Genomic DNA, 10,988 nt, shown 5'->3' with positions numbered 1-10,988 from the left:
CGGCGGTCGCCGTCACGCAGCGGGCGGCGGCGTCCGTCAGGGCTCCAGGACCGCCAGCGTCTCGACGTGGTGGGTGTTCGGGTACATGTCGAAGGCGCGCACCGACCGCACGTGCCACCCGGCGCGGCGGAACCGGCCCAGGTCCCGCGCCAGCGTGGCTGGGTCGCACGCGAGGTAGACGATCCGGCGCGGGGCCAGCGCCACGAGCTGGTCCACGACGGTCCGTCCGGCGCCCGCCCGGGGCGGGTCCAGGACCACGACGTCGGGGCGGGCCGCGCCGCTCCGGGCCGGGCGGCCGCCCCGCGCCGGCGGGCGGCCACGGACCGGTGCCGCCTGCGGCCAGGTCCGGGCCAGCACCTTGTCGACGCTCCCGCGCTCGACGCGGACCCCCGGCCGGGCGGCGAAGGCGCGGCGGGCGTCGGCGCTGGTGACCGGCGAGCCCTCGACGGCCAGGACCGTGCCCGTCTCCCCCACGGCGTCCGCGAGCGCGGCCGTGAACAGTCCGGCGCCGGCGTAGAGGTCGAGGGCGTGCTCCCCGGGGCGCGCCGCGGCGGCCGCGGGCACCTCCCGGTGCAGCAGGGCGGGGGCCGCGCGGTGGATCTGCCAGAACCCCTCGGCGGAGACCTCCCACCGGTGCGGGCCCACGTGCTCGGCGACCGACGGCCGGCCCGCCCACGTCTCGGGCTCGCGCTGCCCCTCGGCGCGGGCGGTGACGGAGACGTCCCGGTCCGCGGTGAGCCGTGCCAGCTCGCGGCGCAGCCGGTGCGGGTCGGCCCCGGCGGCCAGGCTCAGGTGCACCAGCGGCGTCCCGCCGTCGGCGGGGGCCGCGACGTCGACCCGTTCCGCCCCGCGCAGGTCGAGCCGCCCGAGCCGCAGGGCGTCGATGGCGGGGACCACGAGCGGGAAGCCGTCCACCGGGACGACGGCCGCGCTGCGGTGGGGGTGCATCCCGATCCGCCCCGCGGGATCGACCGCGAAGTGCGCCCGGGTGCGCCAGCCGCGGCCCTGCGGGTCCTCCCCCGGCACGGCCTCGACGACGAGCTCGGTCTCGAGCCCGGCCAGTCGGGTGAGCTGCTCGGTCACCACCGCGGCCTTGAGGGCGCGCTGGGCCTCCAGCTCGGCGTGGCCGAACTCCGCGCCGCCGACGGGCGGCTCGCCGCGCCGCCAGGTCAGCAGGGGGTCGGCCGGGGCCCACACGTGCTCGGTCCGCCGGTGGGGGTCCGCCTCGAGGACGGCCACGACGTCGCCGCGCCAGAACCGGGCCTCGGGGCCGCTGTCGGTGAGGCGGACGCGGACGAGCTCGCCGGGCAGGCCGTGGCGGACGAACACCACGCGCCCCTCGCCGGTGCGGGCCACGGTGTGGCCGCCGTGGGCGACGGGGCCCAGGCGCAGCTCGAGCTCGACGGGGACGGCGGGCACGGCGGGCTCGGCGGGGGCCGGGGGGTGGGACGGGGTCACGGGCGGGACGCTCTCTGCTCGGGGGCGGACTCGGGGCCCGTGTCCTGGCCGGAGGCGGAGGACAGGTGCCAGGGCACGGAGGCCGTCATGACCCCGCGCTCCTGGTGCAGGCGGGCCCGCAGCGGCCGGATGGCCTGGTTGTGCAGCAGCCGCTCCCACCGGTGCCGCACGACGTACTCGGGCAGGTACACCACGACCAGGTCCCGGGGCGACTTGCGGCGCACCCCGCGCACGTGGTCGAGGACCGGGCCGATGGTGTCCCGGTAGGGCGCGTGGAGCACGGTGACGGGCACCGGGATCTCGAGGCGGCGCCACTCGTCGAGGATCCGGCGGGTGGCGGCGGCGTTCGTGTCCACGACGACGGCCTCGAGGGTCGAGGGCCGGGACGCCCGGGCGTAGGCCAGGGCGCGCATGAGGGGCTTGCGGACGGAGGAGACGTAGATGATGGCGTGCACCCGCGAGGGCAGGGCCCGGACCGGGGAGTCGGGCTGCAGCGCGAGCTCGGCGTCCACGGCGTCGTAGTGCCGCCGGACCCCCGCCATGACCGCGCTGAGGACCACGATGGCCACGATGGTGATCCACGCGCCCTGGGTGAGCTTGGTGACGAGGACGACGACGAGCACCGCCGCGCACAGCACGAAGGCGACCAGGGCCACGGCCCGGCGCACGAACAGCTCGCGGCGGACCCCGGGGTGCGGGCGCATCCGCCGGACGCGCGCCCAGTGCCGGACCATGCCGGCCTGCGTGAGCGTGAAGGAGACGAACACGCCCACGATGTAGAGCTGGATGAGGCTGTTGACGTTGGCCCCGAATGCCACGGTGAGCACCACGGCGACGAGCAGCAGCAGCAGGATGCCGTTGGTGAACGCGAAGCGGTCCCCGCGCGCCTGCAGCTGCCGGGGCAGGAAGGCGTCCCGCGCCAGCCGGGACGCCAGCGTGGGGAAGCCGGAGAAGGCGGTGTTCGCGGCGAGGATCAGCACGCCCACCGTCGCGGCGACGAGCACGAAGAACCACAGGGAGTCGGTGCCGAAGACGGTCTTCGCGAGCTGGCCCAGCACGGGGTCCTGGAAGAAGTCGGGGCCGGGGAGCCGGCCGTCGACGAGCAGCTGCTCCTCCGGGTCGCCGACGACCACGACGTCCGTGCGGTCCGCGAGGTACAGCACCCCGGCCAGCAGGGCCGCCGAGATCGCCCCGAGCACGCCCAGGGTGGCCGCGGCGTTGGCGGCGCGGGGCTTGCGGAAGTAGGGCACCGAGTTGGTGATGGTCTCCACGCCGGTCAGCGCCACGGCCCCGGAGGAGAAGGCCCGCAGCACCAGCAGGGCCCCCGCGAGACCGGCCAGCCCCGCGTCGAAGCCGGCGGCGGGCAGGACCTCCCGGCCGGCGCTGGGGGCGTCCCCCAGGGAGCCGGTGAGGTCCTGGCCCAGGCCCACGAGCAGCAGCGCGGTCAGGACCGCGAGGAAGAAGTAGGTGGGCACGGCCGCGGCCCGGCCCATGAACTTCAGCCCGCGCAGGTTGAGCAGCCCCACGAAGAGGATCCCGGCCACGGCCAGCTCCACCCGCCGCCCGGCGAGCGCGGGCAGCGCCGCGGTGACGTACTGGGCGGCGGTGGCCATGGACACCGCCACGACGAGGGCGTAGTCGGCCATCAGGGCCGCGCCCACGCCCACCCCCGCGGTGCGGCCGAGGTTCTTGGAGACGATCTCGTAGTCGCCGCCGCCGGAGGGGTAGGCGCGCACGTTCTGCCGGTAGGCGGTGATCACCACGGTGAGCACCACGAGCACGGCCAGGCCCACCCACTGGGAGACCGCCACGGCCGTGGTCCCCGCGAGCGCGAGGGTGAGGATGATCTCGTCGGGGGCGTAGGCCACCGAGGAGAGGGCGTCCGCCGAGAACACCGGCAGCGCCGTGCGCTTGGGCAGCACGGCGTCGCTGAACCGCTCGTTGTGGATGGGCTTGCCGACGAGGGCTCGCCTCAGCGCCCGGGGAATGCTCTGCACGGCTCCCCACGGTAGTCCGTCCCGCACCGATTGTCCGCCGCACCCCGTGCGGGCCGCGCCCTCCGGGGTGACCTAGGCTGAGAGGCATGGCGCATTTCGTGATCATGGGAGTGGGGCGCGTCGGCGTGATGGTCGCCCACACCCTCGAGGACTCCGGGCACACCGTGGCGGTGATCGACCAGGACGACCGCGCCTTCCGGCGGCTGCGCAAGTCCTTCGAGGGCAAGAAGGTCACCGGCCTCGGCTTCGACCAGGAGGTGCTGCGCCGGGCCGGGATCGAGGAGGCCTACGCCTTCGCGGCCGTCTCGAGCGGGGACAACTCCAACATCATCGCGGCGCGCGTGGCGCGCGAGACGTTCAAGGTCCGCCACGTGGTGGCCCGCATCTACGACCCCTCCCGGGCGGAGTTCTACCAGCGGCTGGGGATCCCCACCGTCGCCGCCGTGCGCTGGAGCGCCGACCAGGCGCTGCGCCGGATCCTGCCCGAGCAGACGATCACGGCCGACTTCCGCGAGGCCTCGGGACGGCTGCAGCTGGGCGAGCTGTCCCTGGACGACTCGTGGTCCGGGCTGCACCTGGACGCGATCCAGGAGGCCACGGGGGTGCGGATCGCGTTCGTGACGCGCTTCGGGGAGGGCGTGCTGCCGGGTCCCGACATGAGCTACCAGCAGGGGGACGTGGTGCACGCCATGATGCGCACCGACGACGTCGAGGCCGTGTCCCGCGTCCTGTCCCGCCCGCCCGGCCCGGACGTGCTCGACTTCGCCAACTCCCTGCGCCGGGAGTCCGACGACGCGCCCGGCTCCGACGACACCTCCCGGGGAGGATCCTGATGCGCGTGGTCATCGTGGGCGCGGGCGCCGTGGGCGCCTCGATCGCCCGGGAGCTGCTGTCCCACCAGCACGAGGTGGTGATCTTCGACGAGAAGCCCGAGGTCATCGGCCGCTCGGACCTGCGCGGGGCCCAGTGGATCATCGGCGACGCCTGCGAGCTCTCCACGCTGCGGGAGGGCGGGCTGGAGGAGACCGACGTCGTCGTCGCCGCCACGGGCGACGACAAGGCGAACCTGGTGGTCTCCCTCCTGGCCCGCAGCGAGTTCGGCGTGCCCCGCACGGTGGGCCGGGTCAACAACCCCAAGAACGAGTGGCTCTTCGACGACGCGTGGGGGGTGGACGTGGCCGTGTCCACGCCGCGACTGATGACCGCGCTCGTGGAGGAGGCGGTCGAGGTCGGCGACGTGGTGCGCCTGCTGACCCTGCAGACGGGCGGGGCGACCCTCTCCGCCTACACGGTGCCGCACGAGCACCCCATCATCGCCACGATGGTCTCCCAGGTGCCGTGGCCGCCGGACGTGACCCTCGTGGCCATCCTGCGCGACGGGGTGCCCATCACCCCCTCGGGGGACGACGTGGTGGAGGGCGCCGACCAGCTGTTCTTCGTCTCCACCACGGAGGGCGAGGCGCAGCTGCGCGCGATGTTCACGACGGCCGGCCGGCACGAGCCGCACCAGAGCTGAGCGCGGCCCGGGGCCTCAGGGGGTGTCCTGCTCCTGGGCGGCGATCTGCTCCGGGGGCCGGGAGACGAGCCAGGCGAGCCACAGGGTCAGCGCGTACAGCGGCACGCCCATGACCAGCCGCGCCACGCCCAGGCCGGTGAGGTTCTCCGCGAAGTACAGGGGCACCTGCACGAGCAGGCGGGCCGCGAACATCGCCATGAGCATGACCGTGGCCACCTGGTAGGCGCGGCGGCGCACCGGGACGTCGCGCCACTGCGCGCCCTCCCCGCGGATGTAGCCGTAGAAGACGCCGAGCAGCGGCCAGCGCAGGAGCAGGGACGCGCCCAGGCCCGCGAACCAGGCCGCGTTGATCCAGAAGCCGGGGACGTAGTAGTCCAGCGCCTCGCCGGTGGCCCGCGCGAACAGCGCGCAGACGCCCACGCCCACGAACCCGGACACGGCCTGGACCAGGCTCTGGCGCTGGACCAGGCGCAGCACGGTGAACAGGGCGGCCGTGCCCAGGGACGCGGCGAGCGCGACCCCGAGGGTGTTGCCGACGAGCAGCACGGCGAGGAACACGAAGCCCGGCAGGATCGTCTCGGCCAGACCGCGCCAGCCGCCGACGGCGTGCAGCACGTCGAGCTGCCCGTTGTCCTTGCGGCGCATGCCCGAGCGCGCGGCGTAGGCGGCCATCGAGCGCTCCACGTCGTGGCCGCGCCCCGGCCCGTCCGCGGCGCTCCCGGGCTCCTGGGGATCCGTCATCTGCTGACCTGCTTCGCGATGATCTCGTAGCGCGGGTTGAACATCGAGGGGCGCCCGTCCCGGAAGCTCACCACGCCCACGCAGCGCAGCCGCGTCCCCGCGGTGACGCCCGGCACGGTGCGCTGGCCGTGCCACACGAGGCGCAGCGGCCGGGGGGCGGTCACGCCCTCGTCCCCCGGCGCCTGCGGGCAGTCCGGGGCGAGCAGGGCGGTGTAGTTCTGCGCGCCGGTCACCGGGGGCACGGTCACCTCCACCACGAGGCCGGTCGCCATCACCCGGCGCCGGCTCCCGGCGGCGGTCGAGGGGTCGAGGTCGCCCGCGCACACGGGCGCCTCGGCGACCACGTCGATGGACCCCGTTCCCGGTGTCGGCCGGAACTCGCCGGTGCCTGTTCGCGTCACGGCTCAGCCGATCTCGGTGATCTCGGGTCCGCGCCGCGGCGGCCGCAAGGGCTCCGGCGCCGGCTCCGGCTCAGGCTCCGTGTCCGGGGCGGGGGAACGGACCGCGTCCTCGGGCACGACCAGCGTCAGCAGCTCCCGGGGGGGCATGGGCCGGTCGCCGCGCACCACCACGAGCTCGCGCACGACCTCGTCGAGGGCCGCGGCCGACTCCGCGGTCACCGCGGCGGTGCCCGTGAACACGGCCCGCACGAACCAGCGCGGCCCGTCGACGCCCACGAAGCGGGCGAGGCGGAAGCCGCGGGTCCCGTCGGAGGCGGTGGCGGGGAAGCGGGTGACGACCTGGAGCCCGAACGGGCCCTCCTCGACCGTCGGCTCGCCGTTGCTCGAGCGCAGCGACTGCACCAGCTCGCGGCGGACCTCGTCCCACAGCCCCTCGGAGCGGGGCGCGGCGAACGCCTGGACCTGGACCGAGCCGCCGTCGAGGTCGAGGGCGACGGCACGGGGGCGCTGCGTGCGCTCGTCCACCTCGAGCCGCACCCCCAGCCCCGCGCGGGGACGCACGAGCACGGCGCCGAGATCGAGGTAGCCGTCCCGGTCCTCCACCTGGGAGACGTCGAGCGGACCCTGCGGCTCGCGCCGCCGCGCCGCCGCGGCGTCCTCCGCGCTCGGCGCGGCCTCCGGCTGCTGCGGGGCGGCGTCCTGCGCCGCGGCCTTCTTCTTCTTGCGACCGAACATGGTGTCGTTCTCCTCCGCCGGCACGCGGTGCCGGCTCGTGGCGTGAGCTCGTGGGGGGTCTGCTCGTGGATTCAGGCGGTGCCGCTGGAGCCGAACCCCGTCCCGCCGCGCGCCGAGCCGGGCAGCACGTCGACGAGCTCGAAGACGGCCTGCTCGACGCGCTGGACGACGAGCTGGGCGATGCGGTCGCCGCGGCGGACGGTGAAGGGCTCGGCGCCGTCCGTGTTGAGCAGGGTGACCATGATCTCGCCCCGGTAGCCGGAGTCCACCGTGCCCGGGGCGTTGACCACCGTGATCCCGTGCCGGGCCGCCAGCCCCGAGCGGGGGTGCACGAACCCGGCGTACCCCTCGGGCAGCGCGATCGCCACCCCCGTGGGCACCAGGGCCCGCTGACCGGGGCCGAGGACCACGTCCTCGCGCGAGCGCAGGTCGGCGCCCGCGTCTCCGGGCTTCGCGTACACGGGCAGGGGAAGGTCCGGGTCGAGGGCCTGCAGCGCGATGCTGAGCGGGCGCCCGTTGCCCGACGGCGGCCGGTGGCCTGTCGACTGGTCGTTCACAGTGCCCCACTCTAACGCGCCGGACCCCGGGCGCAGTCGTGAGACGCTAGAGGCATGTCCCGTCCTGCGTCCTCCAGTGCGTCCCCGGCCGACGGCCCCCGCGAACCCCGCCGGTCCTCCTCCGAGCGGCCCGGCGCCGAGATCCTCTACCAGGAGAAGCTCACCCCCGCGTGGTGGATGTGGCTGCTCGTGCTCTTCGCCGGCGTCGTCGCCCTCGTCGCGCTCGCCCCCATCGACCCGTGGGTGGCCGGAGCGGCGGCCGTCGTGGTCGGCGGCGGCACGGCCGTGGCCCTCGTCGCCTCCAGCACCACCATCGTCGTCACCGACGAGTCCCTGCAGGTCGGCCGGGCCCGCATCGAGCGACGGTTCGTGGGCGAGGCCGAGGCCTTCCGCGGCGACGACGTCCGCCGGGTCCGCGGCCCCGAGCTGGACGGGCGGGCCTTCATGAACTTCCGGGCGTCCGTGGGCCCGGTGGTGCGGATCCGGATCACCGACCCCGTGGACCCCACGCCGTACTGGCTCACCTCCACCCGGCACCCGGAGCGGATCGTCGAGGTGCTGTCCGCGCGTCCGTGAGCGCGCCCGCCGCCACCGCACGGAAGAACCCCGCCGCGACGACCGTCGCGACGGGGTTCTTCCGGTCCTCCGGACGAGCTCGGCCCTGCGGGGCTCAGCCCACGCACTCGACGCAGTACTTGACCCCGCCCCGCTCCTCGGCGATCTGGGAGCGGTGGCGCACCAGGAAGCACGAGCCGCAGGTGAACTCGTCCTCCTGGGCCGGCAGCACGACGACGGACAGCTCCTCATTGGAGAGATCCGCACCCGGCAGCTCGAAGCTCTCGGCCGCGGCCGCCTCGTCCTCGTCGACGGTGCCGGACTGCGCATCGGTGCGGCGCGTCTGCAGCTCCTCGATCGAGTCCTCCTTGAGCTCGTCCTCCTGCTTGCGCGGCGCGTCGTAATCAGTGGCCATGTCCGGTCTTCGCTCCAATGCGGGGTCCGTGGGCGGGCTCCGGCACGGCTGTGCGCCGCCCTCCGGGCTCTGTGTCGCGTAGATTGTTCACCATCCGTGGGCAAAAATCCAACCCCGTCCCGGGCCCGCGAACACGCGGCCGGGCCCGTCCGCGGGCGGCCTCCGGCCGGGGCGCGCGACGGCCAGTAGGATTGGGGGCGGGTCCGGGCCGGCACGTCGGCCGCGACCGACGGACCCGCCCCGCAGCGCCCGCTCGACGACCCCGAGCGCACCCGAGAACCACCCGGAGGAATGACAGCATGGAGCAGTTGCGCCTGGCAGGTGTGCACGACGACGGTGAGCACCTGGTCGTCGAGGACGAGGCAGGCACCCGCCACCTGTTGCGGATCGACCAGGAGCTGCGCCTGGCCGTCCAGCGCGCCCGGCGGCTGCCGGGCGCCCGCCAGCGGGGAACGGGCCAGTTCGGGCCGCGTGAGATCCAGGCCCGGTTCCGCTCCGGGGCCACGGTCGAGGAGATCGTGGCCGAGAGCGGGTGGGAGGCCTCCCGGGTCCGCCGCTACGAGTGGCCGATCCTCGCCGAGCGGGCCCACATCGCCACCGAGGCCCAGAAGGTCGAGATCGAGGACCGCTCCGCGCACCGCGGCTACCACTCCGTCTTCGAGGGCGAACCCCTCACCCTGGGCCGCGCCGTCGCCCACCGGGCCGCCGACCTCGGGGTGGACCCCTCCTCCCTGGAGTGGGACTCCTGGCAGCGGGAGGACCACCTGTGGGCGGTGGTCGCCCGGTTCTCCGTGGTCGACCGCGCCGCCGCGCCCGCCCACGACGAGCCGCTGGCCGAGTGGCTCTACAACCCCGCGAACCAGAGCGTCCGTCCCACGAACGCGTGGGCGGAGGCCCTCACGGAGGCCGGCACCCCGGACACGCCGCTCAGCACGGGCCTCGGCGTCCTGGACGGGGGCCTCGACCCCGAGCTCACGCAGCTGCGCCGGTCCGCCGTGGAGGCCGACGACCTGCTCGACGTCCTGCAGGCCCGCCGCGGGCAGCGCATCGGGGAGGACGCCGAGGGGGACGACGCCCTCGCCGAGATCCTGGGCCGCGGCATGGGGCACGTCGAGCGGCGGCCCCGCCCTCTGGCCGCACCCGAGGACAGCTCCGTCTTCGACCGCCCCTTCCAGCCGGCCACCCGGTTCCCCGAGCCGGGTCCCGCGCCGGAGCCGGCACCGGCCGGTGAGCCCGCGCCCCGGACGGACGGGCCCGCCACCGTGCAGCCCGCCGACGATCCCGTCGTCGAGCCCACCGCGCCCGCTGCGCCCGCCGCTCGCGCCGGCGCCCGGGACACCGTTCAGGAGAGGGCTTCGGAGGCCGGACGGGAGCGGGGCGTCGACGACGGCACCGAGCGGTCCGCGGCGCGACCGGACACCGCCGCCTCCCGGGACGAGGCGCCCGCGGCCGGGGACCCCGCCGCCCAGGACTCCGCGCCCCAGGGCTCCGCGACCCAGGACTCCGCGACCGGGAGCTCCCGGGACGACGACGTCCGGGGCGACCGCTCCGCCGGCCCGGCCCCCGCGGTCCCCGGCGAGGAGCCCGAGGACTCCGGCCCCGCCGAGGAGACCGCGCCCGAACGGCCCCGCCCGCGCAACAAGACCGCCAAGGCACGGCGCCCCGCGCGGTCCTCGGTGCCCAGCTGGGACGAGATCGTCTTCGGCAGCTCGTCCGACTGAGCCCCCGGCGCCGGTGCGCGCCGTCCGGCGCCGCCGGCCCGGCACGCGCTAGAGTGCACGCAGCAGGGGACGGCTCCGCGCCGTCCCTCCGGGCTCGTGCGCTCCCCCATCCCGCGCGCGGCCCGGACGGACGACACCACGTCAGGGGCAGCACGACATGGGCAATTCCATCCAGGACGACCTCTTCGGGGACGACGAGCGCGACGCCGCCGCCGCGGACCCCGGCGACCCCGGTGTCCGCGGCGCCTCCGCCGCTCCGGAGGCGCCGGCCGAGCTGGTCCGCGGCTCCGGGCCGGGACGGTTCGTCGCCGGGCTGGTCCTCGGCGCGGTCGTGCTCGTGGTCCTGGTCGGCGCGGGTGCGCTCTACCTGGGCGGCGTCGGTCGCGACCTCTTCGGCGCCGGCCGGGAGGCCGAGTTCACCCCGGCCCCTGCGGTGACCAGCTCGCCGTCCGCCACGCCCACCGCGTCGCCCACGCCGTCGCGCTCGCGCACGTCCTCCCCCACGCCGAGCCCCTCGGCGGAGGAGCCGGCACCGCCGCCCCCGGCCCCGGAGCCCGTGGCGCCCCCGGCGCCGTACGTCCCCCCGGCACCCGTGGTCCCCGAGCCCGTCGTGCCCGAACCCGTCGTGCCCGCCCCGGTCCCGCCGCAGCCCGTGATCCCCGCGCCCTCGCCGCCGGCGCCGGCCCCGTCCGCACCGGCCCCGGCGGATCCCGGCCCCTCCACCCCCGGGAGCGCCCGCGGAGGATGACGAGGCCGGCACGGAGGACGTCGGCACGGACGAGGAGGACGCGGCCGAGGAGGACGCCGGCCCGGCCGCCGCGGAGGCGGGGACCGAGGAGGCGGGGGCTGAGGGGGCCACCACGGAGGACACGGCCGAGGACGCCTCGCCGGC

12 protein-coding genes are annotated in these 10,988 nt (G+C 76.0%); 5 read left to right on the top strand and 7 right to left on the bottom strand.

The genetic code is table 11. The features are described 5' to 3' along the window. Positions 1-36: 36 nt before the first annotated feature. Positions 37-1,458, bottom strand: coding sequence for a class I SAM-dependent RNA methyltransferase (locus E7Z53_RS09735; RefSeq protein ID WP_176337679.1), 1,422 nt, complete (start codon positions 1,456-1,458; stop codon positions 37-39). Then, positions 1,455-3,455, bottom strand: coding sequence for an APC family permease (locus E7Z53_RS09730; protein WP_176337678.1), 2,001 nt, complete (start codon positions 3,453-3,455; stop codon positions 1,455-1,457). The genes E7Z53_RS09735 and E7Z53_RS09730 overlap by 4 nt, the downstream gene beginning before the upstream one ends. Before the next feature lie 86 nt (positions 3,456-3,541). On the opposite strand from E7Z53_RS09730, the gene E7Z53_RS09725 reads away from it, so the two are divergent. Both E7Z53_RS09725 and E7Z53_RS09720 read left to right on the top strand, forming a co-directional pair. Further along, on the top strand, positions 3,542-4,288 hold the full coding sequence (locus E7Z53_RS09725; protein WP_017834179.1) for a potassium channel family protein: 747 nt from the start codon (positions 3,542-3,544) through the stop codon (positions 4,286-4,288). Next, positions 4,288-4,971, top strand: a complete 684-nt coding sequence (locus E7Z53_RS09720; RefSeq protein WP_126350082.1) for a potassium channel family protein — start codon at positions 4,288-4,290, stop codon at positions 4,969-4,971. Before E7Z53_RS09725 ends, E7Z53_RS09720 begins: the two co-directional genes overlap by 1 nt. A 15-nt stretch (positions 4,972-4,986) precedes the next feature. Here E7Z53_RS09720 and E7Z53_RS09715 read toward each other — a convergent pair whose 3' ends face one another. The 4 genes from E7Z53_RS09715 to dut all read right to left on the bottom strand — a co-directional run bounded on the left by E7Z53_RS09715 (position 4,987) and on the right by dut (position 7,348). Then, positions 4,987-5,712, bottom strand: a complete 726-nt coding sequence (locus E7Z53_RS09715) for a DUF3159 domain-containing protein (RefSeq protein ID WP_017834177.1) — start codon at positions 5,710-5,712, stop codon at positions 4,987-4,989. Next, positions 5,709-6,113: a hypothetical protein gene (locus E7Z53_RS09710; RefSeq protein ID WP_232035311.1), complete on the bottom strand. Its 405-nt coding sequence runs from the start codon at positions 6,111-6,113 to the stop codon at positions 5,709-5,711. The genes E7Z53_RS09715 and E7Z53_RS09710 overlap by 4 nt, the downstream gene beginning before the upstream one ends. A gap of 3 nt (positions 6,114-6,116) precedes the next feature. Then, positions 6,117-6,848 carry a DUF3710 domain-containing protein gene (locus tag E7Z53_RS09705; protein ID WP_176337677.1) on the bottom strand — a complete coding sequence of 244 codons (732 nt, stop codon included), beginning with the start codon at positions 6,846-6,848 and terminating at the stop codon, positions 6,117-6,119. Positions 6,849-6,919: 71 nt separating this feature from the next. Next, on the bottom strand, positions 6,920-7,348 hold the full coding sequence (gene dut / locus E7Z53_RS09700) for a dUTP diphosphatase (protein ID WP_031283352.1): 429 nt from the start codon (positions 7,346-7,348) through the stop codon (positions 6,920-6,922). Positions 7,349-7,459: 111 nt separating this feature from the next. Here dut and E7Z53_RS09695 point away from each other — a divergent pair, with 111 nt between their 5' ends. Further along, positions 7,460-7,981 (top strand): DUF3093 domain-containing protein, encoded by a 522-nt coding sequence (locus tag E7Z53_RS09695; RefSeq protein ID WP_017834173.1) that lies wholly within the window; start codon positions 7,460-7,462, stop codon positions 7,979-7,981. Positions 7,982-8,075: 94 nt separating this feature from the next. On the opposite strand, the gene E7Z53_RS09690 is transcribed toward E7Z53_RS09695, so the two are convergent. Beyond that, positions 8,076-8,375, bottom strand: coding sequence for a DUF4193 domain-containing protein (locus E7Z53_RS09690; RefSeq protein ID WP_017834172.1), 300 nt, complete (start codon positions 8,373-8,375; stop codon positions 8,076-8,078). A 299-nt stretch (positions 8,376-8,674) separates the two neighbouring features. On the opposite strand from E7Z53_RS09690, the gene sepH reads away from it, so the two are divergent. Then, the gene (gene sepH / locus E7Z53_RS09685) at positions 8,675-10,096 is read left to right on the top strand and encodes a septation protein SepH (RefSeq protein WP_176337676.1); all 1,422 of its coding nucleotides are present in this window, start codon (positions 8,675-8,677) and stop codon (positions 10,094-10,096) included. A 157-nt stretch (positions 10,097-10,253) separates the two neighbouring features. Then, positions 10,254-10,844: a hypothetical protein gene (locus E7Z53_RS09680; protein WP_176337675.1), complete on the top strand. Its 591-nt coding sequence runs from the start codon at positions 10,254-10,256 to the stop codon at positions 10,842-10,844. Positions 10,845-10,988: the final 144 nt, after the last annotated feature.

Origin of the sequence: Kocuria salina, from assembly GCF_013368965.1 — a bacterium.
GTDB classification, from domain to species: Bacteria; Actinomycetota; Actinomycetes; order Actinomycetales; family Micrococcaceae; genus Kocuria; species Kocuria rosea.
This window is presented reverse-complemented; position numbering and strand designations above follow the sequence as displayed.

Excerpts from the sequence above, each read along its gene's own strand:
- sepH (WP_176337676.1), top strand. The coding sequence starts at position 8,675 with ATGGAGCAGTTGCGCCTGGCAGGTGTGCACGACGACGGTGAGCACCTG.
- E7Z53_RS09690 (WP_017834172.1), bottom strand. The coding sequence starts at position 8,375 with ATGGCCACTGATTACGACGCGCCGCGCAAGCAGGAGGACGAGCTCAAG.
- E7Z53_RS09720 (WP_126350082.1), top strand. The coding sequence starts at position 4,288 with ATGCGCGTGGTCATCGTGGGCGCGGGCGCCGTGGGCGCCTCGATCGCC.
- E7Z53_RS09715 (WP_017834177.1), bottom strand. The coding sequence starts at position 5,712 with ATGACGGATCCCCAGGAGCCCGGGAGCGCCGCGGACGGGCCGGGGCGC.
- E7Z53_RS09695 (WP_017834173.1), top strand. The coding sequence starts at position 7,460 with ATGTCCCGTCCTGCGTCCTCCAGTGCGTCCCCGGCCGACGGCCCCCGC.
- E7Z53_RS09680 (WP_176337675.1), top strand. The coding sequence starts at position 10,254 with ATGGGCAATTCCATCCAGGACGACCTCTTCGGGGACGACGAGCGCGAC.
- E7Z53_RS09705 (WP_176337677.1), bottom strand. The coding sequence starts at position 6,848 with ATGTTCGGTCGCAAGAAGAAGAAGGCCGCGGCGCAGGACGCCGCCCCG.
- E7Z53_RS09725 (WP_017834179.1), top strand. The coding sequence starts at position 3,542 with ATGGCGCATTTCGTGATCATGGGAGTGGGGCGCGTCGGCGTGATGGTC.